This window comes from Ruegeria sp. O5, from assembly GCF_056535105.1.
Genome location: NZ_JBQERN010000003.1, coordinates 216,366 through 241,114, shown reverse-complemented (window position 1 = coordinate 241,114; position 24,749 = coordinate 216,366). Strand labels below are relative to the sequence as shown.

At 58.7% G+C, this 24,749-nt stretch carries 26 protein-coding genes; 7 read left to right on the top strand and 19 right to left on the bottom strand.

The features are described 5' to 3' along the window. Nucleotides 1-17: 17 nt before the first annotated feature. From nuoE to ACR0M3_RS07230, 14 genes are all read right to left on the bottom strand, one after another. A complete protein-coding gene (gene nuoE / locus ACR0M3_RS07295; protein ID WP_480910074.1) occupies nt 18-1,118 on the bottom strand; it encodes an NADH-quinone oxidoreductase subunit NuoE in 1,101 nt (366 codons plus the stop codon). After that, a complete protein-coding gene (locus ACR0M3_RS07290) occupies nt 1,118-2,341 on the bottom strand; it encodes an NADH-quinone oxidoreductase subunit D (protein WP_480910073.1) in 1,224 nt (407 codons plus the stop codon). The genes nuoE and ACR0M3_RS07290 overlap by 1 nt, the downstream gene beginning before the upstream one ends. Continuing rightward, nucleotides 2,341-2,463 (bottom strand): hypothetical protein, encoded by a 123-nt coding sequence (locus ACR0M3_RS07285; protein ID WP_267362849.1) that lies wholly within the window; start codon nt 2,461-2,463, stop codon nt 2,341-2,343. The genes ACR0M3_RS07290 and ACR0M3_RS07285 overlap by 1 nt, the downstream gene beginning before the upstream one ends. A gap of 1 nt (nt 2,464) precedes the next feature. Further along, the gene (locus ACR0M3_RS07280) at nt 2,465-2,638 is read right to left on the bottom strand and encodes a hypothetical protein (RefSeq protein ID WP_010442775.1); all 174 of its coding nucleotides are present in this window, start codon (nt 2,636-2,638) and stop codon (nt 2,465-2,467) included. Next, the gene (locus ACR0M3_RS07275) at nt 2,638-3,243 is read right to left on the bottom strand and encodes an NADH-quinone oxidoreductase subunit C (protein ID WP_267362853.1); all 606 of its coding nucleotides are present in this window, start codon (nt 3,241-3,243) and stop codon (nt 2,638-2,640) included. Before ACR0M3_RS07275 ends, ACR0M3_RS07280 begins: the two co-directional genes overlap by 1 nt. A 12-nt stretch (nt 3,244-3,255) precedes the next feature. Continuing rightward, the gene (locus ACR0M3_RS07270) at nt 3,256-3,789 is read right to left on the bottom strand and encodes a NuoB/complex I 20 kDa subunit family protein (RefSeq protein ID WP_209504454.1); all 534 of its coding nucleotides are present in this window, start codon (nt 3,787-3,789) and stop codon (nt 3,256-3,258) included. Next, entirely contained in the window at nt 3,780-4,145 is a 366-nt protein-coding gene (locus tag ACR0M3_RS07265) for an NADH-quinone oxidoreductase subunit A (RefSeq protein WP_480910072.1), read from the bottom strand. Before ACR0M3_RS07265 ends, ACR0M3_RS07270 begins: the two co-directional genes overlap by 10 nt. A gap of 193 nt (nt 4,146-4,338) precedes the next feature. Continuing rightward, on the bottom strand, nt 4,339-5,121 hold the full coding sequence (locus ACR0M3_RS07260) for a crotonase/enoyl-CoA hydratase family protein (protein WP_480910071.1): 783 nt from the start codon (nt 5,119-5,121) through the stop codon (nt 4,339-4,341). A 1-nt stretch (nt 5,122) separates the two neighbouring features. Further along, the gene (locus ACR0M3_RS07255; RefSeq protein WP_480910070.1) at nt 5,123-5,974 is read right to left on the bottom strand and encodes a hydroxymethylglutaryl-CoA lyase; all 852 of its coding nucleotides are present in this window, start codon (nt 5,972-5,974) and stop codon (nt 5,123-5,125) included. Between the two features lie 78 nt (nt 5,975-6,052). Beyond that, on the bottom strand, nt 6,053-7,984 hold the full coding sequence (locus ACR0M3_RS07250) for an acetyl/propionyl/methylcrotonyl-CoA carboxylase subunit alpha (protein ID WP_480910069.1): 1,932 nt from the start codon (nt 7,982-7,984) through the stop codon (nt 6,053-6,055). Between the two features lie 3 nt (nt 7,985-7,987). Further along, on the bottom strand, nt 7,988-8,413 hold the full coding sequence (locus ACR0M3_RS07245) for an ASCH domain-containing protein (protein WP_480910068.1): 426 nt from the start codon (nt 8,411-8,413) through the stop codon (nt 7,988-7,990). 1 nt (nt 8,414) lies between these two features. Further along, entirely contained in the window at nt 8,415-10,022 is a 1,608-nt protein-coding gene (locus tag ACR0M3_RS07240) for a carboxyl transferase domain-containing protein (RefSeq protein ID WP_480910067.1), read from the bottom strand. Then, nucleotides 10,019-10,579: a lysozyme inhibitor LprI family protein gene (locus ACR0M3_RS07235; RefSeq protein WP_480910066.1), complete on the bottom strand. Its 561-nt coding sequence runs from the start codon at nt 10,577-10,579 to the stop codon at nt 10,019-10,021. The genes ACR0M3_RS07240 and ACR0M3_RS07235 overlap by 4 nt, the downstream gene beginning before the upstream one ends. Next, nucleotides 10,576-12,102 carry an AMP-binding protein gene (locus tag ACR0M3_RS07230; protein ID WP_480910065.1) on the bottom strand — a complete coding sequence of 509 codons (1,527 nt, stop codon included), beginning with the start codon at nt 12,100-12,102 and terminating at the stop codon, nt 10,576-10,578. Before ACR0M3_RS07230 ends, ACR0M3_RS07235 begins: the two co-directional genes overlap by 4 nt. A gap of 136 nt (nt 12,103-12,238) precedes the next feature. Here ACR0M3_RS07230 and ACR0M3_RS07225 point away from each other — a divergent pair, with 136 nt between their 5' ends. Continuing rightward, complete coding sequence (locus ACR0M3_RS07225; protein ID WP_209504463.1) at nt 12,239-12,844, top strand: OmpW/AlkL family protein; 606 nt, start codon at nt 12,239-12,241, stop codon at nt 12,842-12,844. A gap of 50 nt (nt 12,845-12,894) precedes the next feature. Here ACR0M3_RS07225 and ACR0M3_RS07220 read toward each other — a convergent pair whose 3' ends face one another. The 3 genes from ACR0M3_RS07220 to ACR0M3_RS07210 form a co-directional block, all read right to left on the bottom strand. Next, the gene (locus tag ACR0M3_RS07220; protein WP_480481794.1) at nt 12,895-14,058 is read right to left on the bottom strand and encodes an isovaleryl-CoA dehydrogenase; all 1,164 of its coding nucleotides are present in this window, start codon (nt 14,056-14,058) and stop codon (nt 12,895-12,897) included. A gap of 164 nt (nt 14,059-14,222) precedes the next feature. Continuing rightward, on the bottom strand, nt 14,223-15,413 hold the full coding sequence (locus ACR0M3_RS07215) for a DegT/DnrJ/EryC1/StrS family aminotransferase (RefSeq protein ID WP_480910064.1): 1,191 nt from the start codon (nt 15,411-15,413) through the stop codon (nt 14,223-14,225). 39 nt (nt 15,414-15,452) lie between these two features. Next, on the bottom strand, nt 15,453-16,124 hold the full coding sequence (locus tag ACR0M3_RS07210; protein ID WP_480506297.1) for an HAD-IA family hydrolase: 672 nt from the start codon (nt 16,122-16,124) through the stop codon (nt 15,453-15,455). Nucleotides 16,125-16,258: 134 nt separating this feature from the next. Here ACR0M3_RS07210 and glmU point away from each other — a divergent pair, with 134 nt between their 5' ends. The 4 genes from glmU to ACR0M3_RS07190 are packed head-to-tail and all read left to right on the top strand — an operon-like array spanning nt 16,259 to nt 20,676. Next, on the top strand, nt 16,259-17,611 hold the full coding sequence (gene glmU / locus ACR0M3_RS07205; protein ID WP_480910063.1) for a bifunctional UDP-N-acetylglucosamine diphosphorylase/glucosamine-1-phosphate N-acetyltransferase GlmU: 1,353 nt from the start codon (nt 16,259-16,261) through the stop codon (nt 17,609-17,611). Nucleotides 17,612-17,614: 3 nt separating this feature from the next. Further along, nucleotides 17,615-19,438: a glutamine--fructose-6-phosphate transaminase (isomerizing) gene (glmS, locus tag ACR0M3_RS07200; RefSeq protein ID WP_480910062.1), complete on the top strand. Its 1,824-nt coding sequence runs from the start codon at nt 17,615-17,617 to the stop codon at nt 19,436-19,438. A 3-nt stretch (nt 19,439-19,441) separates the two neighbouring features. After that, entirely contained in the window at nt 19,442-19,996 is a 555-nt protein-coding gene (locus ACR0M3_RS07195; RefSeq protein WP_480481799.1) for a pyridoxamine 5'-phosphate oxidase family protein, read from the top strand. After that, nucleotides 19,990-20,676: a DNA alkylation repair protein gene (locus ACR0M3_RS07190; protein ID WP_480481800.1), complete on the top strand. Its 687-nt coding sequence runs from the start codon at nt 19,990-19,992 to the stop codon at nt 20,674-20,676. Before ACR0M3_RS07195 ends, ACR0M3_RS07190 begins: the two co-directional genes overlap by 7 nt. On the opposite strand, the gene ACR0M3_RS07185 is transcribed toward ACR0M3_RS07190, so the two are convergent. After that, nucleotides 20,664-21,095: a hypothetical protein gene (locus tag ACR0M3_RS07185; protein ID WP_480481801.1), complete on the bottom strand. Its 432-nt coding sequence runs from the start codon at nt 21,093-21,095 to the stop codon at nt 20,664-20,666. The two genes, ACR0M3_RS07190 and ACR0M3_RS07185, sit on opposite strands and share 13 nt — an antisense overlap. A gap of 90 nt (nt 21,096-21,185) precedes the next feature. Here ACR0M3_RS07185 and moaA point away from each other — a divergent pair, with 90 nt between their 5' ends. Then, complete coding sequence (gene moaA / locus ACR0M3_RS07180; protein ID WP_267362895.1) at nt 21,186-22,193, top strand: GTP 3',8-cyclase MoaA; 1,008 nt, start codon at nt 21,186-21,188, stop codon at nt 22,191-22,193. A gap of 3 nt (nt 22,194-22,196) precedes the next feature. Then, entirely contained in the window at nt 22,197-23,519 is a 1,323-nt protein-coding gene (locus ACR0M3_RS07175; RefSeq protein ID WP_480910061.1) for a 3-deoxy-D-manno-octulosonic acid transferase, read from the top strand. Between the two features lie 42 nt (nt 23,520-23,561). Here the strand turns inward: ACR0M3_RS07175 and ACR0M3_RS07170 are convergent, their stop codons facing one another. Then, nucleotides 23,562-24,725 (bottom strand): M20 aminoacylase family protein, encoded by a 1,164-nt coding sequence (locus ACR0M3_RS07170; RefSeq protein ID WP_480910060.1) that lies wholly within the window; start codon nt 24,723-24,725, stop codon nt 23,562-23,564. Nucleotides 24,726-24,749: the final 24 nt, after the last annotated feature.

The window sequence follows — 24,749 nt, the reverse complement described above, 5'->3', positions numbered from 1 at the left end:
CCGGATAGGGCACCCGTTTAGTCTTTGTAGGTGCCATCTTCCTTGGCACGTTTGGCAAATTCGGTTTCCTCACCCGCCGCAAGCATGGCTGCCTGTTCAATCCAGCCATCGCGCTCGATCCGGCCCTTGAACTTCAACCGTGCATCGACCCAGGCGACCTGTTCCGGTGTCCAGGCAGCGATCTGATCATAGTGGAAGAAGCCCAGCTCGTTCAGCGTCTGCTCCAGCTTGGGGCCTACGCCTTTCAACAGTTTCAGGTTATCTGCCTTGCCGTCGCGCGCGCCTGCCAGTGTTTCGGGCTGGTCCTCTTTCGCTGCCTTCGCCTCAGCGGCCTGTTTCGCAGCAGGTTTCGCCGGGGCTGGCGCTTTGGGCGGCTTCGGTGCCGCTTTGGTCGCAGCCGCTTTGCCATCCTTGCCCAACCAAGGGGTCAGGATCGGAACCTCGGTCCCGTCGATGCGTTTGACCGTATCGCCAATACCGGTGGCCAGTTCGACGCTGGCGTTATACCGGGCCTTTCCAGCCTCATGATCGGTCAGACTGGTCAGCCCTCTGAGCGGTTCAGCCGCATAACGTCCGTTTTGTGGGCCCGGCGTCGGAACTTTCCCCGCCACCAGATCATCGAGGATCTTGCCAAAGCTCTCGGCGGTCAGGTCTTCGTAGTAATCCTTGCCGATCTGCGCCATCGGCGCATTGGTGCAGGAGCCAAGGCATTCGACCTCTTCCCAACTCAGCTTGCCATCAGCCGACAGTTCGTGCGGTTTCGCCGAGATCTTTTCCTTACAGACCGCAATCAGGTCCTCTGCTCCGCAGATCATGCAGGAGGTCGTACCACAAACCTGAATATGCGCAGCCGACCCAACGGGTTGCAGTTGGAACATGAAGTAAAACGAAGCAACCTCAAGCACACGGATATAGGCCATACCCAGCATGTCGGCGACGGATTCAATCGCCGGACGGCTCAGCCATCCCTCTTGTTCCTGTGCGCGCCACAGAAGCGGAATGACCGCGCTGGCCTGACGGCCTTCGGGGTATTTGGTGATCTGCGCTTCGGCCCATTGCTGGTTGGCAGCGGTGAAGGCAAAGCGTTCGGGTTGTTCGGGATGAAGACGGCGGAGCATTAGCGGTCAATCTCTCCAAATACGACGTCCATGGTGCCGATGATGGCGGCGACGTCGGCCAGTTGGTGGCCTTTGGCAACGTGGTCCATGGCTTGCAGGTGCAGGAAGCCCGGTGCGCGCAGTTTGGCGCGGTAGGGTTTGTTAGTGCCGTCGGCGACCAGATAGACGCCGAACTCGCCCTTGGGGGCTTCGACGGCAGCATAGACCTCACCGGCAGGCACGTGGAAGCCTTCGGTATACAGCTTGAAGTGATGGATCAGGCTCTCCATCGAGGTCTTCATGTCCGAGCGTTTCGGTGGGGTGAACTTGCCGCGGGCCAGAACGTCACCGGGACACTCGCGGATTTTGGCGATGGCCTGACGGATGATCAGCAGCGACTGGCGCATTTCCTCCATGCGGACAAGGTAGCGGTCATAGCAATCGCCGTTCTTGCCGACGGGAATCTGGAATTCAAACTCATCATAGCACTCGTAGGGCTGCGCGCGACGCAGGTCCCAGGCCAGACCCGATCCACGCACCATCACGCCCGAGAAGCCGTATTTCTGGATGTCATCCTCGGACACCACGCCGATATCGGCGTTGCGCTGCTTGAAGATGCGGTTTTCGGTCAGCAGCCCATCAATGTCATCAAGGACGCTTGGGAATTCGTGACTCCAGGCCTCGATATCGTCCAGCAGTTCGGGCGGCAGGTCCTGATGGACACCACCGGGGCGGAAATAAGCGGCGTGCAGGCGGGCGCCACAGGCACGCTCATAAAACACCATCAGCTTTTCACGCTCTTCAAAACCCCACAGCGGCGGGGTCAGAGCGCCCACATCCATCGCCTGTGTCGTCACGTTCAACAGGTGATTCAGAATGCGCCCGATCTCGGAATACAGAACCCGGATCAGCGAGCCCCGGCGCGGCACCTCGACCCCGGTCAGCTTTTCGATGGCCAGACACCAGGCATGTTCCTGGTTCATCGGTGCCACATAGTCCAGACGGTCGAAATACGGCAGGTTTTGCAGATACGTCCGGCTTTCCATCAGCTTTTCGGTGCCACGATGCAGCAGGCCGATATGCGGGTCGCAACGTTCGACAATCTCGCCGTCCAACTCGAGCACCAAACGCAAAACTCCGTGCGCCGCGGGGTGTTGCGGGCCGAAGTTGATGTTGAAGTTGCGGATCTTCTGCTCGCCGCTCAGCGCGTCCGTGCTGCCGTCATCATATCTTGAGCCGTCCATCAACGCCCTCGTTTCTTCTTTGCTTCGGCCCGAACCCGGACCTTTTCGGCCTCGACCGCCTTGACCGCAGACCCGGCCAGTAGAACCCCAAACGCGCCCAGAATGATCAACTCACCTATCATCTCAGCGGCGCTCCAACTCTTGCAGTTTCAGCCCGACCCACCACAGCAATGCGATCGTGCCGAAAGGAACCAGACACAGCAGGCACCAGTATTTGTTGATCCCGAAGAACGGCAAAATCTTCACCATCGGAATGATGGTCAGCGCAGACAGGATCAGCCACCAGATGCCACCCATTATTCGGTCTCCTGTTTCTCATCCCCTGGCAGAATGTAGTTCGCACCTTCCCATGGGGACATGAAATCAAACTGACGGTACTCCTGCACTAGACTGACCGGCTCGTAGACGACGCGTTTCTGCGCCTCGTCATAACGCACCTCGGTGTAGCCCGTGGTCGGGAAATCCTTGCGCAGCGGATGGCCACGGAAGCCATAATCCGTCAGGATGCGCCGCAAGTCTGGATGGCCCGAGAACAGGATGCCGAACATGTCGAACACCTCACGCTCGAACCAGTTGGCCGAGGGGTGGATATCGACTATCGAAGGCACCATGTCATCTTCGCGGATCGAAACCCGCAGACGGATGCGCTGGTTCTGGTACATCGACAGGAAGTGATACACCACGTCGAACCGCTTGGCGCGTTCGGGGTAATCGACGCCGGTGATATCCACCAGTGTCGAGAACTTGCAATTTTGGTCCGACCGCAGGAATTCTACGAATTCCACGAGGTTCGACGGCGCTACATCGACGTTCAGCTCACCATGGGTCACATCCCAGGACAGAACACAATCGGCTCGTTTCAGTTCAAGCTGGGTGCCGAGTTCTTTGAGTGCTTCGCTCATCTACCCTTCCCCTCAGCGTACAATTGTGCCGGTGCGGCGGATTTTGCGTTGTAGCTGTAGCAGACCGTAAAGCAGCGCCTCGGCGGTCGGAGGGCAGCCGGGCACATAAATATCCACCGGAACAACCCGGTCACAGCCACGCACGACAGAATAGGAATAGTGGTAGTAACCACCGCCATTCGCGCAGGACCCCATCGAGATCACATAGCGCGGCTCGGGCATCTGGTCGTAAACCTTGCGCAAGGCAGGGGCCATCTTGTTGGTTAGCGTGCCGGCCACGATCATCACGTCAGATTGGCGCGGAGAGGCGCGCGGGGCGATGCCGAAACGTTCCGCATCATAGCGCGGCATCGAGGTGTGCATCATTTCAACCGCGCAGCAGGCCAGACCAAAGGTCATCCAGTGCAGCGAACCGGTACGGGCCCAGTTGATGATATCCTCGCTCGAGGTCAGCAGAAAACCTTTGTCCTGCAACTCGGCATTCAGGGCCTGGGTGGCGACTTCCTTGTCGACGCCAGCGGTGTTTGCACCGGTCATCACTCCCATTCCAGGGCCCCTTTCTTCCACTCATAGGCAAAGCCGATGGTCAGCACGGCCAGAAACACCATCATCGACCAGAAGCCGACATCGCTGATATCGCGGAACCCGACGGCCCAGGGAAACAGGAATGCGATCTCAAGATCGAAGATGATGAAGAGAATCGAGACCAGATAGAATCGGACGTCAAATTTCATTCGCGCATCGTCGAAGGCGTTGAAGCCACATTCATATGCGCTGACCTTTTCGGGGTCGGGACTGCGGACAGCCAGTACAACGGCGGCAAGAATCAGGACGATTCCAAGGCCTACGGCAACGGCCAGAAACACCAGAATCGGGAGGTACTCCCGCAGCAGGTCTTCCACGAATAGCTCCTTTCTTGCGCACGCATCTTGTCGGGTGCGCCGTCAATTGGCGTGTTGACTGGACATTCTCTATCCCCGCCGGGTCAGAGGGTCAACCGAACACAGCCCCGTTCACCATCAAACATACGCTTGACAGCGCGGCATAGAATCGCATTTCGCGCGTTTTGCATTGGCTTGCGGAAACTCGGTAAACTTACTTATTCCATGCAGGTTTACGTTTTTCGAAGAACGCCGCGATCCCTTCACGCGCCTCTTCCGTTTCCCAGCGTTCGACCAGTTCGTTGATGGTCTGGTCGATTGTGGCATCATCTATACGAGGTCCCAGAGTTCGAACCAGAGCCTTGGCTGACGCGACTGCCCCCGGCGCGCACGAAAGATAGGGCCGGACTTCATCTTCTATCGCGGTCGCAAGCTGCTCGGGAGGCACAGCCTTTGCCAGCAATCCCAAATCAACCGCTTCGGGCGCATCGAACAACCGGGCCGACATGAATACACGCCGTGCCCGCGCCTCACCCATACGAGCGATAACATAAGGGCCGATTGTCGCTGGGATCAGCCCAAGCCGGGTCTCGGTCAGTCCCATCTTCAGACTATCTACACCGATGGCGACATCGCACACGGCCGCCATTCCAACACCTCCGCCAAAGGCGTTGCCTTGTAGCGCCCCGATCAGGGGTTTGGGAATCGTGTTCAACGCCTGCAACATCTCGGCCAGCTTGCGCGCCTCGACAAACCGCGTCGCCTTGTCGGCCGCCATCTGGTCCTGCATCCATCCCAGATCACCACCAGCGCAAAACGTCTTTCCCGCAGCAGCCAGAACGACCGCTCTGACAGAGCCATCCTGACCCAGTTGCGACGCGGCCTGCGTCAGCTCGGCAATCATCTGACCCGAGAGCGCGTTGTGCTTTTCCGCCCGGTCCAGAGTTAACGTGGCAACACCGCGTTCGTCTGCTGAAATCGAGATTGTTTCGAACATGTTAGCCTCTCAACGCCTTGGCCATCTGCGCGGCCTCTTCGACCACATCGATATCCAGACCGGTTTGATAGCCCAACCGGTGCAAATGCGCTGCAACGGTTTCAGTCGCGACATTACCCGCAGCCCCCGGAGCATATGGGCAACCGCCAAGCCCACCCACGGCCGCGTCGAACACACGCACACCCAGCGAAAGTGCCGCATCGATATTGTCGTTTGCACGCCCATTGGTGTCATGAAAATGCCCGGCAAGCCGCGTCACAGGAACCCTTTCCCGAACCGCCAGAAGCATATGAGCAATCTTGTCTGGCGTGCCTTGCCCGATCGTGTCCCCCAATGACACCTCGTAACAGCCCAACGCAAACAACCGGTCGGCAATTTCGGCGACTTTCTCGGGCGGGGTCGGGCCATCATAGGGGCAATCCGTCACGCAAGAGACGTAGCCGCGAACCGGAAGGTCGATATGACGCGCCGCTTCGAGAATCGGCGTGAACCGTTCGATTGACTCGGCGATCGAGGCATTGATGTTTGCCTTGGAAAACCCCTCGGAAGCAGACGCAAAAATGGCAATCTCATCCGCTTTGGCGGCCAGCGCATCCTCGTACCCGCGCATATTCGGCGTCAACGCCGCGTACCGCACTCCGTCCGCGCGGGTAATACCGGCCAGAACTTGCGCCGACCCCGCCATTTGAGGAACCCATTTAGGAGAGACAAAGCTTGCAACTTCGATCCGTCGAAATCCGGCGCGGCTGAGGCAATTGATCAGCGCCACCTTGTCGGCAACCGGTATCTCACGTGTTTCGTTTTGTAGCCCGTCGCGCGGTCCAACTTCGTAGATTTCGACCAGATCACCCATGTCAGAACCCCTTATGGCTTGTTCTCATTCCAAATACGGATCGCGCGACCGTGCCACGTCAAACCGCGCGGGTACAGATCACTCTTCTTCCAAACGCACCAAAGCCGCCCCAGCCTCGACCTGCGCGCCATCTTTGACCAGCACCTCGGCCACCACACCATCGCGCGCGGCCAGCAACGAATGCTCCATTTTCATCGCTTCGAGAATAGCCAAACGGTCGCCTTCTTGAACGGTTTGCCCCGCGGTGGCAAAGACTGCCTTGACCAGACCCGGCATCGGCGCCTCGATCACGTTGGTGTCACCCGTCGCGCTGGCATCCCGGTCAAGCGGATCGATAACGTCGAAACTGCGACCGTAGTCAGTAAATACGGTCAAAGTAGTTCCGCTGACAGCCACCCGGGGCATCGGTGCGCCGCTCAGCGCCCACCGCCCCGAGATCCGCTCGGCCACGACACGGTGTTCGCCCAGCTGCCAAAGCTGGCGATCCGACCCGTCGACTTGCACGTCCAGATCAAGAACTTCTCCCTGATCGGACAATTGCACCGCCCGATGCAACGGAGCCCAGAGCGAAAACCCGGTGTCAGGCGCGACATCCACCAGATTCAGTGCGGTCATCGCAGCCGCAACAGCGGTTGTGGCCGAAGTCGGCGATTCCTGCACCAACCCGTCAAGATCGCGCCCGATCAGGCCCGTATCTACATCGCCCGAGGCAAATCCGTCATGGCGGGTCAGCGCGCCCAGAAAGGCGAGGTTCGTAACGGTGCCCGCCACTTCGGTCTCCCGCAGCACTCGGTTCAACGTCTCAAGCGCGACGGCGCGGGTCGGACCGTGTACCACCACTTTGGCAATCATAGGGTCATACCACGGGCTGATCGTGTCGCCTGCGCGAACGCCACTATCCGCACGGCAGTTGGCCGGGAAAACCAGATGGGTCAGTGTACCTGTCGCCGGCAAGAATCCTTTCGGCACGTCCTCGGCATAAAGCCGGGCTTCGAAGGCGTGGCCCGAGATCGACAGATCATCCTGTTGCCTGGGAAGGCTCTCTCCTGCTGCAACGCGCAACTGCCATTCCACCAGATCGACGCCAGTGATGGCTTCTGTCACCGGGTGCTCAACCTGCAGGCGCGTGTTCATCTCCATGAACCAGAATCTGTCGGGGCGCAGCCCGTCCGAGGCATCGACGATGAATTCAACCGTGCCTGCACCCTTATAACCTATCGCCTCGGCGGCGCGCACACCGGCCTGCCCCATCGCCTCGCGCATCTCAGAAGTCATGCCCGGGGCTGGTGCCTCTTCGATCACTTTCTGATGGCGGCGTTGCAACGAGCAATCGCGTTCAAACAGATGCACCGCATGGGTACCGTCACCAAATACCTGCACTTCGATATGGCGAGGTTTGGCCACGAATTTCTCGACCAGCACTGCGTCATTGCCAAAAGCGGTTTTGGCTTCGCCCCGTGCGCTGTCCAATGCGGAACGGAAATCCTCGGGGCGTTCGACCAGACGCATACCTTTACCGCCGCCGCCTGCAACGGCCTTAATCAGCACCGGATACCCAATCGCATCCGCCGCACCCGCCAAATGTTCGGGATCCTGATTGTCGCCGTGATAGCCGGGCACCACGGGCACGCCAGCCTGTTCCATCAACACCTTGGCCGCATCCTTGAGGCCCATCTTGCGGATCGCATCCGCTGATGGGCCGATAAAGGTCAAACCCGCAGCCTCGACCGCGTCGACGAAATCGGGGTTCTCTGACAGGAAGCCATAACCGGGATGGATCGCCTGCGCGCCCGTATCCAGCGCAGCCTGAATAATCACATCGCCCTTCAGATAGCTTTCCGCCGGGGCGGGGCCGCCGATATGAATGACCTTATCCGCCATCTGCACATGCTTGGCCGCAGCGTCCGCATCGGAATAAACAGCCACACAGGACACGCCCATCCTCTGAGCGGTTTCCATAACCCGGCAAGCGATCTCGCCCCGGTTGGCAATCAGGATTTTGTTGAACATAGCTTACCCCTCAACCGCCAGAACTTCGACAAGGCGAAATCGTTCGCACAGCAGCTCCATCTCGGGATCAAACCCGCCATTGCGTTCGAAATACTGGCGATGCCCCTCTCTCCATCCCTCGAGCGTTTCATTTTCGCCCTCTGCCAACGCGAAATCCTCGGTTACGTCGCAGTATCGGCAGGTCGAGACGTCGACCGTTTCGATCACCAATGCCGGACGATCATCCCAATCCAGCGCAATGTCTCTCCGCCCGACAACAGGAGTGTCAGGGCTACCTTCGGGATAGTTGCGCAACGCACCGCAGGTTGCCGTTTTCCGCCCTGATCGTACCAGAGCCAGCAGCTCAGCACTCAGCCGGGCATTGTCACCAAACTTGAAAGTCTGGGCACCAGGATAGCGGGCCATGACGTCATTCAATGAAACGTTCATCTTACATCCTGAACACGCCGAAACGTGTCTCCTCAATCGGGGCATTCAGCGCCGCACTCAGCGACAAGGCGAGCACATCGCGGCTTTTGCGCGGGTCGATGATGCCATCGTCCCAGAGACGGGCCGAGGCATATAGCGGGTGCGATTGCTCTTCGAACATGTCCAGCGTCGGACGTTTGAATTCGGCCTCTTCCTCGGCCGACCAGGTACCGCCCTGTCGTTCGATCCCGTCGCGCCTGACTGTCGCCAATACGCCTGCGGCCTGCTCGCCCCCCATCACCGAAATCCGAGAGTTCGGCCATGTCCACAGAAACCTTGGCTGATAGGCGCGTCCTGCCATGCCATAGTTCCCGGCCCCAAACGAGCCGCCCACCAGCATCGTGATCTTGGGAACGCTCGTCGTTGCAACTGCCGTCACCATCTTGGCGCCGTGGCGGGCGATCCCTTCGTTCTCGTATTTGCGGCCGACCATAAAGCCGGTGACGTTCTGCAGGAAGACCAGGGGCGTTTTGCGCTGCGAACACAGCTCGACAAAATGCGCGCCCTTTTGCGCAGCCTCCGAGAACAGCACGCCATTGTTGGCAATGATCCCGACTGGGCACCCTTTGACATGGGCAAAGCCGGTGACCAGTGTCTCGCCAAAGCGGGGTTTGAACTCATCAAACCGAGAGCCATCGACCAGCCGTGCGATCACTTCACGGATGTCATAGGGCGTGCGCAAGTCGGCGGGAACGACACCCAGAATTTCATCCGGATCATAAGCTGGCTCCTCGGGTGCTTCGAACAGTAGGCCGGGCTTCAGCCCGGCACCCCCCAATGACCCGACAGCCCGCCGCGCCAATGCCAGCGCATGTGCATCATCTTCGGCCAGATAATCCGCCACACCCGACAGGCGTGTGTGCACATCGCCGCCACCCAGATCCTCGGCGCTAACAACCTCACCCGTTGCAGCTTTGACCAATGGTGGCCCTGCCAGAAAGATCGTGCCCTGTTCCTTTACGATGATCGTCACATCGGACATCGCAGGTACATAGGCCCCACCCGCCGTGCATGATCCCATCACCACGGCAATCTGAGGGATACCCTTCGCGCTCATCCGCGCCTGATTGTAGAAGATACGCCCAAAGTGGTCGCGGTCTGGGAACACCTCATCCTGATTGGGCAGGTTCGCGCCGCCACTGTCGACCAGATAGATGCACGGCAGATGGTTTTCCTCGGCAATCTCCTGCGCGCGCAGGTGCTTTTTGACGGTCATCGGATAATAGGTGCCGCCCTTCACGGTGGCATCGTTACACACCACCATGACCTCGCGCCCCTGCACCCGGCCAATCCCGGCGATCACCCCGGCACAAGGTGCTGCATCACCATACATCCCATGCGCCGCTGTCGCGCCGATTTCCAAAAACGGAGACCCCGGATCAAGCAGGTTCGCCACCCTTCGGCGGGGGAGCATCTTTCCTCGGGATTCATGCCGCGCTCGGGATTTCTCACCGCCCCCCATACGGGCTGCTTCGGCAGCAGTAGAGATTTGCGCCAGCGCATCGAGATGAGCGGCGCGGTTTGTCTTGAAGCCCTCGGAGCCGGGCATGGCTTTGGATGTGAGTTTCATTTTCTTCTCCGAGCATTGAGGAGCGCAATACGCTGCGCCGTGAATTCAGCTAGGCATACTGGGTAAATCGTGTTTCCGGCGGTTCCGCCAGCCGCCAGACTCATCGCATATCTACACTCGCTTTCACGTAACTGCTGCCATTGGCTCTCAATACTCATTATCTGGGCGAAGGCATCAATGTTTGGGCTTGCATCCGTCGCTGCATCGCGATCGGTACTTTGCGCCGTGTACAGCATGTTTAACAGAACCTCTTGGTACTGCTCTCTCCAGATAAGATATTCATGATGGATGCAGCTAGCTGCTTTGGAGCGAGAGGCAGGAACTTGCCAGTCTTTCATACAAGTTTCGAATGATACTCGAGCACAGGACTCTGGTTCGCCTAGAAAGTCCTCGTTTTCCATACAGGATACAACGTCTTGTTTCATTGCATCATAAGGTAGGAAGATCAGATTTTCGGAATCCCCAACTGCTGCCTTACCTCCAGAGAAAGTTAGCGAAACGGTCAATGAGAAACCCGATACAATACGAAGCATATTTGACGAGTTGAAACGGCTCATTTTCTCAATTCCCTTTCTGCCCGCGCTTTCAATTCCTTCCGGATTACCTTCCCGGTCACCGTCATCGGCAACTCGTCCAGAAACGCCACCTCGCGCGGATACGAATAATGCGCCAGACGTTCTTTGACCCAGTCCTGCAACTCCTGTTCCGCCGCCTCGGCCCCCGTCTTCAACACCACATAAGCCTTCACGATCTCGGTCCGCAGCGGGTCGGGTTTGCCGACCACGCCAACCGTCGCCACTGCCGGGTGGGTCAGCAGGCAATCCTCGATCTCGGCGGGGCCAATGCGATACCCGGCGGAGGTAATCACGTCATCATCCCGACCGACAAAGCACAGATAGTCGCCCTCCCATACACCGCGATCACCGGTGATCAGCCAATCGCCCCGGAACTTCTCGGCGGTTGCCTCGGGTCGGTTCCAGTATTCCAGCAGCATCGAGGCCGAGCCGCGCCGGATGGCGACGTCGCCCTCGTCCCCGGTCGGGTTTCCGTCCTCATCAATCACCGCAACCTCATGCCCCGGCACCGGTTGGCCGATACAGCCGGGGCGCACAGGGAAATCTTCGGCGCAGGAGGATACGACCATGTTGCACTCGGTCTGGCCATAGAATTCGTTGATCGTCAGACCAAAGGCCTTCTGGCCCCATGCCAGCATTTCGGCACCCAGCGGTTCACCCCCGGACGCGACCGAGCGCAGACCGGGGATCACCTGATCTGCTGCCTTGAGCATTCGCAGCGCCGTTGGTGGGAAAAAGACGTTCCGCACCCCGCCACGCGCGATGATGTCAGCGCAGGCCTCGGGGGTGAATTTCTCAAGCCGTGCCGCGACAACAGGAATGCCCAGCGCAAGACCCGGCATCAGCACGTCGAACAACCCGCCGATCCACGCCCAATCCGCCGGGGTCCAAAGACAGTCGCCTTCGCGCAAGTGATTATGGCTGATCGAAACCCCTGGCAAATGACCGGTCAGAACCCGGTGCCCATGCAGCGCGCCCTTCGGGCTGCCGGTTGTGCCCGAGGTATAGATCAACACCGCCGGATCGTCAGGGCCGGTCGCGGCAGATGGCACAGCGGGGCCATCTTCGCCAATTTCCGATGCAATCAACGGCGCGGCCAGATCACCCAACAGATCAGCCCCTTCGGCGTCGGTCAGTACAATCCGGGCACCAGCGTCACTGACCCGCGACCGCAGCGCGTCCTGCTTGAACAGTTTGAACAAAGGGACCGACACAGCCCCGATCTTCCAGATCGCCAGATGGGCCGCCGCGCACCATGGCGACTGGCTCAGCAACACTCCGACGCGATCACCGGGTTGCACATGGCGCAATAATGCGCGGGCTATTCCGTCTGTCATTTGCGACAGCTGCGCAAAGCTGATGTGCTGCGGGTCCGGTCCGGTCAAATCGATCAGCGCGACCCGGTCCCCCGCATGCCGCAGGCACTGCTGCGCCATGTTCAGCCTGTCCGGCAGAACCCAGCCTCCATCCGGGCGCAAACCCGGTATGCGCTCAGCGGTTAGCACGGCGAATTTTCCCTATATTTCCTGCACTTCGCGGTTCAACTGCACCCAATTCCTTCACATAAACTTGATGCAGATCAGAGTGGGCAGTTCCAATCGCTGCAACACCAAGGTCATCAACAGAACCAAAGGCAAGACAATGACCAAGAAACTCGCCGCATTGACCCTTTCCACCGCGTTGGTGGCTCTGGCTGCACCTGCGTTTGCCCAATCTCAGGGGGATTGGACGCTCGGTATCGGTGTGGGTTATCTGGACCCGAAATCCAACAACGGAACACTGGCCGGCCTTAGCGCCGATATCGACTCGGATACGCGCCCGATCTTCACCGCCGAGTATTTCATCCAGGACAATCTGGGGATCGAGCTGCTGGCCGCGACCCCGTTCAAACATAACGTCACCTTGGGCGGAAGCGTGGACGCTGGCAGCGTCAAGCATCTGCCGCCCACCTTGTCGCTGAACTATCACTTCCCGACCAATAGCGCCTGGAAGCCCTATGTCGGCGCCGGTCTGAACTATACCATCTTCTTTGACGAGCAATCTGCCCTTGGCAACCTCAAGGTCGATGATTCCTTCGGCGTTTCGCTGCAAGCCGGTCTCGACTACATGATCACCGACAAAGGTGCAGTCCGTCTGAATGTACGCTGGTTCGACATCGACTCGGACGTCACTCTGAACGGAGCCGATATTGGCACTGCGAACATCGACCCTTGGCTGGTCGGTATTTCCTACGTTCATCGCTTCTGATCCTTTGATCGAAACGCCCCGCTGTAACCTCGTCTGCGGGGCGTCTTCATTCAGCGCATTTCGTTCATCATTTCCCGGCCGATCAGCATCCGTCGAATCTCGCTGGTGCCTGCGCCGATCTCCATCAGCTTGGCGTCCCGGAAGATCCGGCTAACCGGTGCGTCAGACAGAAACCCTGCCCCGCCCAGCGCCTGAACCGCCTGATGCGCCTGAACCATCGCCTGTTCGGATGCGTAAAGACAGCACGCCGCTGCATCCTGCCGGGTTACGTCTCCACGATCACAGGCCTTAGCCACCTCATAGACATAGGCCCGGGCCGAGTTCATCGCGGTATACATGTCGGCAATCTTGCCCTGCATCAGTTGGAAGCTGCCAATCGGTTTGCCGAATTGCTTGCGCTCGGCCAGATACGGCATCACCTCATCCAGACAGGCGGCCATGATGCCGGTGCCGATCCCGGCCAGAACCACGCGCTCATAATCCAGACCTGACATGAGCACGGCTACGCCCTTGCCCTCTTCTCCCAGTACGTTCTCGAACGGCACTTCAACATCTTCAAAGATCAGTTCAGCCGTGTTCGACCCGCGCATCCCCAACTTGTCGAAATGGGGTGAGGTCGAAAAACCCTTCATCTCTTTTTCAATCAGAAATGCGGTAATGCCTTTTGATCCGGCATCGGGGTCCGTCTTGGCATAAACCACCAGTGTATCCGCGTCCGGCCCGTTTGTGATCCAGTACTTGTTGCCGTTCAGGCGGTAATGGTCGTTGCGTTTTTCCGCCCGCAGCTTCATCGACACCACGTCTGAACCTGCGGAAGGTTCCGACATTGCCAGCGCGCCTACGTGTTCGCCCGAGACCAGGCGCGGCAGGTATTTCTGTTTCTGCTCTTCCGAACCGTTCAGCTTGATCTGGTTCACACACAGGTTGGAATGCGCCCCATAAGACAACGAAACCGAGGCCGAAGCACGCGCGACCTCTTCGACAGCAATTGTATGCGCCAAATAGGACATGCCCGCACCGCCGTATTCTTCTGGCACGGTGACACCCAATAGCCCAAGCTCTCCCATTTCTTTCCACAGTTCATTCGGAAAGCTGTTCTTGGCATCAATCTCAGCCGCCATCGGCTTGACGCGCTCCTGCGCCCACCGATGTACCATCTCGCGCAGGGCGTTCACATCCTCACCCAGATCAAACTTCATCGTGGCCATGAACATCTGTGTCCTCCCTCCGCATTAATGAACAAGTGTTCAATAAATCTCTAACAGCGAATCTGTCTTCGGTCAATCTTTGTGAAAGCCTGGACCAAAACACAAAACGCCGCCCGGACCGGGCGGCGCTCTCAAGGGTCGAGCGTGCGCTGAAAGCGCACTCTGTTTGGCTAGGATTGATAAACTGCGCCCACTTCGGCTCGGATGATGCGCGCGATCACTCGGCAATCCTCCAGCGAAAAGGTCAGCGGCACACGCATATCCATGATGCCTGCCAGAACACGGTCACTTTCCGGCATCTGTTCACTTTCGAAATATCTCCAGCTGTCATAGCGCGACGTGAACCCTGTTGGCTCAGCCCCGCCAAACCATTTGATCTCGACCCCACGCGCGGCGCAGCGGCTGATAACGTCGGCTATCCGCTCAGGCGACCAATCCAGCAGCAGGAACTGGATCGAAGACCCGACATAGGTTTCCTCTTCGGGTCGCTCGACTATTGTCAGGCCCGGAGTGCCGCGCAGCCCGGTCTCGATCTCGCGATAGCGCTCGTTCCACCGTTTCACCTGCCGGTCCAGATCCCGCAACTGAGGGCGCAGGATAGCGGCGCGCAAATTGTCCATGCGACCGGACACATTGGGTGTGGTGTACTTTATCCGCTCGAACACTTCAGGTCCCGGCGCTGCCAGATGGCGTTCATACAGCATGTATGACCCCGACAGCATTGTAGCCTTGGCCGCCAGTTCCGCGTCATCTGTAACCAGCAAACCACCCTCGCCCGAGTTTACGTGCTTATAGGTCTGGCAGGAATAACACCCGATTGCCCCCTGCCGTCCCGACAACTGACCGCGCCAAGCCGCGCCCATCGTGTGTGCGCAATCCTCGATCACGATAACGCCCGCCGCGTCACACATCTGCATCAGACGATCCATATCACACAGATGCCCGCGCATATGGCTAAGCATCAGGACACGGGCCTGATCCAGTTTACCCTCAAGATCCTCCAGATCGATGGTCAGGTTTTCGGTGACGCCGACAAAGATCGCCCGCGCCCCGACCGAGGCAATTGATCCCGGCACCGGGGCCAGAGTGAACGCGTTGGTCAGAACCGGGTCGCCCGGCTGCACACCGACGGCCCGCAACGCGGTGGCAAGCGCATAACCGCCAGAGGAAACCGCCAAGCAATACTTGGCCCCCATCTGTGCCGCAAACTCCTGCTCCAACAGGGCCGTTTCCCCCAACTCACCGGGGACCACGTTATAACGATGCAGCCGCCCGTGACGCAGAACAGCCAGCGCTGCCTCGATTGCATCGTCTGGAAGGGGTTCCTGCTGCGTGAAATTACCAGTGAATGTTTCCGTCATGGTCTTTTTCTGGCTCTCCGACAGGGTCCGGTCAAGGTTTCAGGCTGCCGCACCAATCAGATCAGGCACAAGATCGGGCAAGTCATCAAAATGATGCAGCAGCGCTTCGGGCTCCAGCGCTGCCATGTCCTCCCCTGACGGTCCGAAAGTCACCAAAACCGATGGGACCCCTGCCGCCCGGGCGGTATTGCGGTCAGTATCCGAGTCGCCGATCAGCACGCAACAGGCCGGGTCGCCACCGGCACGGCGCGCAGCCTCGCGCAGAGGGGCCGGGTCCGGTTTGCGCACCGGCAGCGTATCCGCACCGACCAACGAGGCAAAACGATCCCGCACTCCCATGCGCGTTAGTAACAATTCGGCCAGATGTTCCGGCTTGTTGGTGCAAATGCCGACACCGTAGCCCGCGTTACTCAGCATCTCGACGGCTTGTAACGCTCCCGGATAGAAGCTTGTGTGGGTGTCGATATCCTGCGCGTAAGCCTCAAGCAGAACAGGATAATAGGTCTGAACGGTGTCCTCGTCGTAAGCTCCAACGCGTTTCAGCCCTTGGGTTAACATCATGCGCCCGCCGCGCAACGCAATGCCTGCATCCTGCCCATGGACCAGCACATCACCATGCCCCATTTCGCGAAAACAATGGTTCGCCGCAGCCAGCAAATCGCCCGATGTATCCGCCAATGTGCCGTCCAGATCGAAGATGACGGTCCGCATGTAGCCTCCTGTTTCGGCAGGTTTTCGCCGTGCCCTGTTTCAATCGGCAATCTTGTTTGATGGCCGAACAGCTTGCGCCTTTGCCCTCAGCGGATAAAACGGTCGGCAACAAAACACAAAGAGAAAACGATTTCATGACCATTGCCCTTGTCATCCTTGCCGCCGGAAAAGGCACCAGGATGAATTCGGATCTTCCCAAAGTCCTGCATCCCATCGCTCAGGCTCCGATGCTTGTTCACGCGATGCGCGCCGGGTCTGTCCTGTCGCCCGAACGTACGGTGATCGTTACCGGCCACGGGTCCGATGCTGTAGCAAAGGTTGCTCAGGACGAAGACGAAGATGCCCGGATAACCGTTCAGGAAGAACAGTTGGGTACGGCCCACGCGGTCGGTCAGGCCAGGACGGCACTGGACGGGTTCGACGGTGATATCGTGGTTCTTTACGGCGACACCCCGTTTTTACAACACGACACGCTGGAACGGATGGTCGAGGCTCGATCTGGGAACGACCTGGTCATCCTTGGGTTCGAAGCGGCTGATCCGGCCCGCTATGGCCGGTTGGTCATGAATGGCGACACGTTGGAACGCATTGTCGAATTCAAAGACGCATCAGATGAAGAGCGCACCATAACATTTTGCAACTCGGGCCTTTTAGCTTGTAATGCCCAGTTGCTTTTTTCGCTGATTGACTCCGTTGAAAACAACAATGCCTCAGGCGAATACTACCTGACAGACGTAGTTGAGATCGCCCGCAAACGCGGTCTGAACGTAACCGCCGTCGCCTGTGACGAGGCCCAGACGCTGGGCGTGAACTCACGCGCTGATCTGGCTGCCGCCGACGCGGTGTTTCAGGCGCGCGCGCGGGCAGAACTGCTGGATATGGGTGTCACATTGATGGCACCGGATACGGTATACTTGTCCGCAGACACTGTGATTGGGCGTGACACAGTAATCGAACCCAACGTGGTCTTCGGCCCCGGAGTGACCGTCGAAAGCGGTGCAACCATCCGGGCCTTTTCCCATCTGGAAGGGTGCCATGTCAGTCGCGGCGCCATTGTCGGCCCCTACGCGCGGCTGCGCCCCGGCGCGGAACTGGCCGAAAACACGCGGGTTGGCAATTTCGTCGAGATCAAGAATGCAGAAATTGCCGAAGGCGCGAAGGTCAACCACCTCAGCTATATCGGGGACGCATCAGTGGGTGCTGCGACGAATATCGGCGCGGGAACAATCACCTGCAACTATGATGGCGTGATGAAGCACAAGACCACCATTGGTGCGAATGTCTTTATCGGCTCCAATACCATGCTCGTGGCCCCGGTCACTGTGGGCGATGGCGCAATGACAGCGACAGGCACCGTGGTGACCAAAGACGTGGCGCCCGAGGCGTTGGCCGTGGCGCGTGCCAAGCAGGAAAACAAACCCGGCTACGCGAGAAAACTGTTTGATATGTTGAAGGCGAAGAAGGCTCGCCGCGATAACGAGGCCTGAGATATGTGTGGAATTGTAGGTGTCTTGGGGCAGCATGAAGCGGCTCCTATACTGGTAGAAGCCCTGAAACGGCTGGAATATCGCGGCTATGACAGCGCCGGGATTGCAACCGTTAATGACGGTGTCCTGGGTCGTCGCCGTGCGGTCGGCAAACTGGTCAACCTCAGCGATCTGTTGGTGCATGATCCGCTGCCCGGTAAATCCGGCATTGGTCACACCCGATGGGCCACACATGGTGCGCCTTCCGTCAACAACGCGCATCCCCACAAGGCGGGCCCGGTGGCCGTGGTTCACAACGGAATTGTCGAAAACTACCGCGACCTGAGGGCGGAACTGGCCAAACACGGCGTGGCCTTCAAGACCGAAACCGACACTGAAACCGTCGCGCTGATGACGGAACATCACCTCAACACAGGCATGTCCCCGGTCGAGGCCGCTTTCAAGACCATCGACAAGTTGGAAGGTGCCTTCGCCCTTGCATTCCTTTTCGATGGTGAGGATGACCTGATTGTAGCGGCCCGCAAAGGATCACCCCTGGCCATCGGCCACGGCGATGGTGAAATGTATGTGGGCTCGGACGCCATTGCCCTTGCGCCGCTGACCAACCAGATCACTTATCTTGAGGAAGGCGACCGCGCGGTTCTGACCCGAACATCGCTGGAAATCCGCAACGAAGCCGGTGAACTGGCCAACCGGGAAAAGCGCAAGATCAAGCTGGATCATGCGCGCGCCGACAAGGGCGAGCATAAGCATTTCATGGCCAAGGAAATCGCTGAGCAGCCTATCGTCGTGGCCGAGGCCATCCGATCCTACCTGCCCACGGGCGGTGATCAAGTGGTGTTCCCCGACGCCGAGCTGGATTTCAGCAAGCTGGACCGTCTGACCATGGTCGCCTGCGGCACCGCGTTTTACGCCTGCCTGACCGCGAAATACTGGTTCGAACAACTGGCCAAGATGCCGGTTGAGGTCGATATCGCCAGCGAGTTTCGCTATCGCGAACCTCCGATCACGGGTCGCACACTGGCGCTGTTTGTCAGCCAGTCAGGAGAAACCGCGGACACCCTGGCCGCGCTGCGCTATTGCGAGGGCAAGGCGGACAAGATCGTTTCTGTCGTCAATGTCCCTGAAAGTTCGATTGCTCGGGAAAGCGATATCGCCCTGCCGATCCATGCTGGCGTTGAAATCGGTGTGGCTTCGACCAAGGCCTTCACCTGTCAACTAAGCGTTTTGCTGATGCTCGCGCTCAAGGCGGCGACAGATCGCGGCACCCTGACGGATGAGGAAATCGCCGATCATGCCGCTGCGCTGCGCGGATTGCCGACCGTGCTGAACACGGCACTGGATCAGAACCGGGCGATCCGCAAGGCGGCCCAACGCCTGTCCGAGGCGCGCGACGTTCTGTTCCTGGGCCGTGGCCTGATGTATCCGCTGGCAATGGAAGGGGCGCTGAAGCTCAAGGAAATCAGCTACATCCACGCCGAAGGTTATGCGTCAGGAGAGTTGAAACATGGCCCCATCGCCCTGATCGACAAACATATGCCCGTGGTTGTCATGGCGCCCCGAGACACGGTGTTCGACAAGACCGTGTCAAACATGCAGGAAGTGATGGCGCGCAAGGGCAAAGTGATCCTTGTGTCTGATGATGATGGAATTGACGAGGCCGGAGACGGAGTCTGGAGCACGATCCGGATGCCGCATGTTCACACCAGTCTTGCGCCGATCCTTTATTCGGTTCCCGCACAGTTGCTGGCCTATCACACAGCTGTAGCCAAAGGGACGGATGTAGACCAGCCGCGCAATCTGGCAAAATCAGTGACGGTAGAGTGACCCATGTCCAAACAGTTTCCCCGGCTTGATGACGCGCATCAAAAGTTCATCGAAGATCAGCATATGTTCTTCGTCGGCACCGCCGGGACCGAGGGAAAGGTCAATATCTCGCCCAAAGGTATGGACTCGCTGCGGGTGCTGGGGCCAAACCGCATCGTCTGGATGAACCTGACTGGCAGCGGCAACGAGACGGCGGGGCATCTGATGCAGGTCAACAGGATGACACTGATGTGGTGCTCCTTCACCACGCGCCCACTGATCCTGCGCACATATGGCACAGCCCGCACTCTGCACGTCAGAGATGAGGGCTGGGATGAACTGGCCAATCTTTTCCCCAACCACCGCAGCGCGCGACAGATCTATGACCAGTCGATCGAAATGGTTCAGACCTCTTGCGGGTATGCAGTGCCGTTCATGGAATTCAAGTCCGACCGCGACACGATGCAGAAATGGGTCGATGGCAAGACGGACGGCGACATCCGGTCTTATTGGGCCGAAAAGAACAGCCAGACGATTGACGGCGAACCGACAGGCGCTCCGGTCTGCCCCCAATGCTGACCCCTTTTCTTGATCAGATCAAAGCCCATGCCGACCCCGAACGTGCGGGTCAGATGGCCAGTTATCACAAGGCGGATCGCGTCTATCTGGGTGTCGCCAATCCGGTTCTCAACGATCTGACCAAAACATGGCGGCAAGAGCTGGATGTGAACAAACGCGTCACGCTGGCCAGGGCGCTGTGGCAAACCGATATCCACGAAGGGCGCCTTGCCGCGGCCAAGCTTCTGACCCAGGCCCGCATCCGGCCCGACGATCAGGTTTGGGACCTGCTTCAAAGCTGGCTACCGGATTTTGACGCCTGGGCCGTCGCCGATCATGCCTGCATGGCGATGCAAAAACGACTGATGGCCGACCCCGAGAGACTGATTGTCGTCGAACAGTGGACTCAGTCCGATCACATGTGGACCCGGCGCGCGGCCCTTGTCGCAACACTGCCCTGGACCAAACAGAACCACCCCAAGCCCGAAGACCTGCAACGTCGCGACTGTATCCTCGGCTGGGCCGCCGGATATGTCCCTGACCGCGACTGGTTTATTCAGAAATCAATCGCCTGGTGGCTGCGGGAACTGTCCAAACACGACCCCGAACGCGTGATCGCGTTTTTGGACAGACATGGTGGTGCCATGAAGCCGTTTGCCCGCCGCGAAGCAGCCAAATACCTGAAAAGTCAGTCGGCATAAACCGCGACTTCGACCAGTTCGTCCAATGGCACCAGAAGGGCCCGCATGGCATCCAGCGACAAGCGACTGCCGCTACTTTCCGGGCCTGCGGCAGGAACCAGAGTGATATAGGCCTGCGCGCCGGTTTTGGGCACAACAACCCGCGCCGTTACCTCGCTATCGACCAGCGGCGTCTGCATCCAGCGTCCTGGCGTGGTCGGATCACCAAGCCCGGCAATGGTTGTTTTGGCCCCGACCCAACTGGGGCGTGCCGCAACCGGTTCGGGCTGAAGAACCTCCTCAGCGACAACCGGCGCAGTTTCGACATCCGATACGGCCTCAGCCGCCTCACCCCCGGACCCGAATACACGTTCCGTCGTTGCCCGGACAGTGTCGCACCCGGTCAAAACAACGCATAGAAATACAAATGTCTTTTTCATGCCCGGAAACTACAACCCCATGCTGGCGTGATCCAGTGCAAAGCGCAGTTCGCACTTGTCGCAGGCAGGTTACAGCTTTACCTATGTCGCATGTCTGCTCCGCTCATCGACCCGTTTGCCCGCGCCATCACATATCTCCGCGTCTCCGTTACGGACCGCTGTGATTTTCGTTGCGTCTACTGCATGTCCGAAAACATGACCTTTCTGCCCAAGAAAGACCTTCTTACGCTGGAAGAGCTGGATCGCATGTGCTCGACCTTTGTAAGAATGGGCGTTGAGAAACTGCGCATTACCGGCGGTGAGCCATTGGTTCGTCGCAATATCATGACTTTCTTCAACGCCATGACTCGCCACTTGGACAGCGGTGCGTTGAAAGAGCTGACGCTGACGACAAACGGTTCGCAATTGCATCGCTTCTCCGAAGATCTATATGCCGCCGGTGTGCGCCGTGTGAATGTATCCCTGGATACTCTGGATGACGACAAATTTGCCAAGGTCACACGCTGGGGCCGCCTCAAACAGGTACTGAACGGCATCGACGCGGCGCAGAAGGCAGGGCTGCGGATCAAGATCAACGCTGTTGCGCTCAAGGGTTTCAACGAACCCGAACTGCCCAAGATCACTGAATGGTGCGCCGAGCGCGACATGGACCTGACCTGGATCGAGGTCATGCCGATGGGCGATATCGGCAACGAGGATCGCCTGGACCAGTACTGGTCGCTCAAGGACGTGCGCAAAGAGTACGAAAACCATTACACAATCACGGATCTGGCCGAACGCACTGGCGGCCCGGCCCGCTATATCAGGCTGGAAGAAACCGGTCAGAAGATCGGCTTCATCACGCCCCTGTCCCACAATTTCTGCGAAAGCTGCAACCGCGTGCGCCTGACCTGTACTGGCGAGCTTTATATGTGTCTTGGGCAGGAGGACATGGCTGATCTGCGCGGCGCATTGCGGGATCACCCCGATACAGAACAGCCGCTTGAAGATGCCATCCGCGCGGCGATCAACCTGAAACCAAAAGGTCACGACTTCGACTATTCCCGCCAGTCCGTCGATGGCCGGATGAGCCGCCATATGAGCCATACAGGCGGCTGATACATGCCGGATCCCCAAGACCGACCCACAGCGCTGTACTACCTGTACTGCGCTCTGATCTCTCTGGCCGCACCTCTGGTCTGGAGAACCGTCCGAAAGAAACTTGAGGCTGCGGGCGTAGCAGCCAACCGCCAGCACGAGCGTCTTGGCCATGCCAGTCAGCCCCGCCCCGCAGGGCAGTTGATCTGGTTCCACGCCGCCAGCGTCGGCGAAAGCTTGTCGGTCCTTACTCTGATCAATCGGCTGGGCACCCGCCTTCCCAAATCCGAGTTTCTGATCACCTCAGGCACGCCAACCTCAGCGGCCCTGATCGAAAAGCGCCTGCCGCCCCGCACCCGGCACCAGTACCCACCGCTTGACACAGCCGGCCCGGTCCGGCGCTTTCTGGACCATTGGCAACCCGATGCCGGGATCTTCGTCGAAAGCGAGATCTGGCCGCGGCTGATTGTCGAAAGCGCGGCGCGCGACATTCCGCTGGCTCTGCTGAATGCACGATTGTCGGACAAATCTGTCACCGGATGGAAAAAGCGCCCTAAAACGGCAAGGTTTATCCTGGATAAGTTTCGCCTGTTCCTGACGCAAAACGACAAAACAGCTGCCGACCTGATTGCCATGGGTGCCCCTGCCCAACGCGTGCAGCCCGGCACCAACCTCAAGGCCATGTCCGACCCTTTGCCTGTGGACCAGAATACGCTGGATGACATTCGCGCGCAATTAGCTGCCAGACCGGTCTGGATCGCCAGTTCCACCCATGCCGGAGAAGAAGACAGCGTTCTGACAGCCCACAAGGCATTATTGCAGCATTGGCCCGACCTTCTGCTGCTCCTGATCCCACGCCACCCCGAACGGCGCGGCGAGGTGGCGGGCCTTCTGAACAACGCCGGGCTCAACGCGTCTTTCCGGTCAAAAAATGAACCCATCACAAATACGACGCGCGTGTATGTTGCCGACACACTGGGCGAAACCGGAACCTGGTACGCGCTTTGCCCGATCGTTTTCCTTGGGGGATCACTGAAAGAGATTGGCGGACACAACCCATTTGAACCGGCTCAGGCCGGGGCCGCCGTGATCACCGGCCCGGGGTATTTCAACTTTGCAGAAACCTTTGCCCCGCTGATCGACGCCAAGGGCGCTGTCGAGGTCCAAACATCCACTGACCTCTCTGAGGCCGTTTCACATTGGCTGTCGGACCAGAATGCCCTTCAAGCCGCCCGAAGGGCTGCACAATCCTGCGTCAATACACAGTCGACCGCCTTGGATACCGTCGTCGAAACCCTCTGCACGGTGCTTGATCTGCAAGCAGAGGATCCCGCTTCATCTGGCTAGAAATATCCCGGGGGTGTGGGGGCAGAGCCCCCACCCTCTCCATCAAGCGGCTGGCATCCGCTGTTCGACAATCTCCGCCCACCAGCTGCATCCGGCCGGAATGGCTTCGTCGTTGAAATTGTATTCCGGGTGATGAACCATTGCGGTGTCACCGTTGCCCACAAGAATGTAGGCGCCTGGACGTTCCTCCAGCATAAAGGCAAAATCTTCGCCCCCCATGACCAAAGGTGCCTCGTCGCAATCACCGGACACCGACCGGGCCACATCCGCCGCAAACTCTGTTTGCTCGTCGCTGTTCACCATCACCGGATATCCACGAATATAGGTCACGTCAGCGGTACCGCCAAACGTGCCCGCAACACCGTTGCAAATCTCGTTGATCCGCTTTTCAGCCAGATCCCGCATGCCCTTGCTCATGGTGCGCACCGTGCCTTTGATCTGCACGGTCTGAGGGATCACATTGAACGCCTTGGATGACGTCTCGAACGATGTCACTGACACCACAACCTGATCAATCGGGTCGGCATTGCGCGAAGAAATCGTTTGCAGCGTTAGGACAGCCTGCGCTGCCAGAACTGTGGTATCCACGGTCTCATGCGGTTTGGCCGCATGTCCGCCGCGACCCTCAAAGGTGATGTCGAACTGATCGGTCGCCGCAAAGAACGACCCCGGTCGGATTGCGAACTTGCCGACAGGCTGTCCCGGCCAGTTATGCATTCCGTAAACTTCCTGAATGTTCCAGCGGTCCATCATGCCGTCTTCGCACATTTCGCGCCCCCCGCCGCCCCCTTCTTCAGCAGGTTGGAAGATCACGACAACGGTGCCGTCAAAGTTGCGGGTTTCCGACAGGTACTTTGCCGCCCCCAGCAACATCGCTGTGTGCCCGTCATGACCACAGGCATGCATCGCACCCGGCGTTTTCGAGGCATAGTCCAACCCCGTCGCCTCATGTATCGGCAATGCATCCATATCTGCGCGCAGGCCGATCACCTTTCCCTTGCTGTCCGACTTGCCTTTGATCACCCCCACAACGCCGGTACGTCCGATACCGGTTACAACCTCATCGCATCCGAACTCCTTCAGCTTCTCGGCCACCTTCGCGCTGGTGCGGTGGGTCTCAAACAGGATCTCTGGATTTTCGTGAAGATCCCTTCGCCATTCCGTGATTTCATTCTGCAATTCGGCAAAGCGGTTCTTGACTGGCATGTCTTTTCTCTCTCCTGATTCAGG

What these genes read in the sequence shown, in the direction of transcription:
- nuoE (WP_480910074.1), bottom strand. Translation starts at nt 1,118, where the DNA reads ATGCTCCGCCGTCTTCATCCCGAACAACCCGAACGCTTTGCCTTCACC.
- ACR0M3_RS07290 (WP_480910073.1), bottom strand. Translation starts at nt 2,341, where the DNA reads ATGGACGGCTCAAGATATGATGACGGCAGCACGGACGCGCTGAGCGGC.
- ACR0M3_RS07285 (WP_267362849.1), bottom strand. Translation starts at nt 2,463, where the DNA reads ATGATAGGTGAGTTGATCATTCTGGGCGCGTTTGGGGTTCTACTGGCC.
- ACR0M3_RS07280 (WP_010442775.1), bottom strand. Translation starts at nt 2,638, where the DNA reads ATGGGTGGCATCTGGTGGCTGATCCTGTCTGCGCTGACCATCATTCCG.
- ACR0M3_RS07275 (WP_267362853.1), bottom strand. Translation starts at nt 3,243, where the DNA reads ATGAGCGAAGCACTCAAAGAACTCGGCACCCAGCTTGAACTGAAACGA.
- ACR0M3_RS07270 (WP_209504454.1), bottom strand. Translation starts at nt 3,789, where the DNA reads ATGGGAGTGATGACCGGTGCAAACACCGCTGGCGTCGACAAGGAAGTC.
- ACR0M3_RS07260 (WP_480910071.1), bottom strand. Translation starts at nt 5,121, where the DNA reads ATGTTCGAAACAATCTCGATTTCAGCAGACGAACGCGGTGTTGCCACG.
- ACR0M3_RS07255 (WP_480910070.1), bottom strand. Translation starts at nt 5,974, where the DNA reads ATGGGTGATCTGGTCGAAATCTACGAAGTTGGACCGCGCGACGGGCTA.
- ACR0M3_RS07250 (WP_480910069.1), bottom strand. Translation starts at nt 7,984, where the DNA reads ATGTTCAACAAAATCCTGATTGCCAACCGGGGCGAGATCGCTTGCCGG.
- ACR0M3_RS07245 (WP_480910068.1), bottom strand. Translation starts at nt 8,413, where the DNA reads ATGAACGTTTCATTGAATGACGTCATGGCCCGCTATCCTGGTGCCCAG.
- ACR0M3_RS07240 (WP_480910067.1), bottom strand. Translation starts at nt 10,022, where the DNA reads ATGAAACTCACATCCAAAGCCATGCCCGGCTCCGAGGGCTTCAAGACA.
- ACR0M3_RS07235 (WP_480910066.1), bottom strand. Translation starts at nt 10,579, where the DNA reads ATGAGCCGTTTCAACTCGTCAAATATGCTTCGTATTGTATCGGGTTTC.
- ACR0M3_RS07225 (WP_209504463.1), top strand. Translation starts at nt 12,239, where the DNA reads ATGACCAAGAAACTCGCCGCATTGACCCTTTCCACCGCGTTGGTGGCT.
- ACR0M3_RS07220 (WP_480481794.1), bottom strand. Translation starts at nt 14,058, where the DNA reads ATGTTCATGGCCACGATGAAGTTTGATCTGGGTGAGGATGTGAACGCC.
- ACR0M3_RS07215 (WP_480910064.1), bottom strand. Translation starts at nt 15,413, where the DNA reads ATGACGGAAACATTCACTGGTAATTTCACGCAGCAGGAACCCCTTCCA.
- ACR0M3_RS07210 (WP_480506297.1), bottom strand. Translation starts at nt 16,124, where the DNA reads ATGCGGACCGTCATCTTCGATCTGGACGGCACATTGGCGGATACATCG.
- glmU (WP_480910063.1), top strand. Translation starts at nt 16,259, where the DNA reads ATGACCATTGCCCTTGTCATCCTTGCCGCCGGAAAAGGCACCAGGATG.
- glmS (WP_480910062.1), top strand. Translation starts at nt 17,615, where the DNA reads ATGTGTGGAATTGTAGGTGTCTTGGGGCAGCATGAAGCGGCTCCTATA.
- ACR0M3_RS07195 (WP_480481799.1), top strand. Translation starts at nt 19,442, where the DNA reads ATGTCCAAACAGTTTCCCCGGCTTGATGACGCGCATCAAAAGTTCATC.
- ACR0M3_RS07190 (WP_480481800.1), top strand. Translation starts at nt 19,990, where the DNA reads ATGCTGACCCCTTTTCTTGATCAGATCAAAGCCCATGCCGACCCCGAA.
- ACR0M3_RS07185 (WP_480481801.1), bottom strand. Translation starts at nt 21,095, where the DNA reads ATGAAAAAGACATTTGTATTTCTATGCGTTGTTTTGACCGGGTGCGAC.
- moaA (WP_267362895.1), top strand. Translation starts at nt 21,186, where the DNA reads ATGTCTGCTCCGCTCATCGACCCGTTTGCCCGCGCCATCACATATCTC.
- ACR0M3_RS07175 (WP_480910061.1), top strand. Translation starts at nt 22,197, where the DNA reads ATGCCGGATCCCCAAGACCGACCCACAGCGCTGTACTACCTGTACTGC.
- ACR0M3_RS07170 (WP_480910060.1), bottom strand. Translation starts at nt 24,725, where the DNA reads ATGCCAGTCAAGAACCGCTTTGCCGAATTGCAGAATGAAATCACGGAA.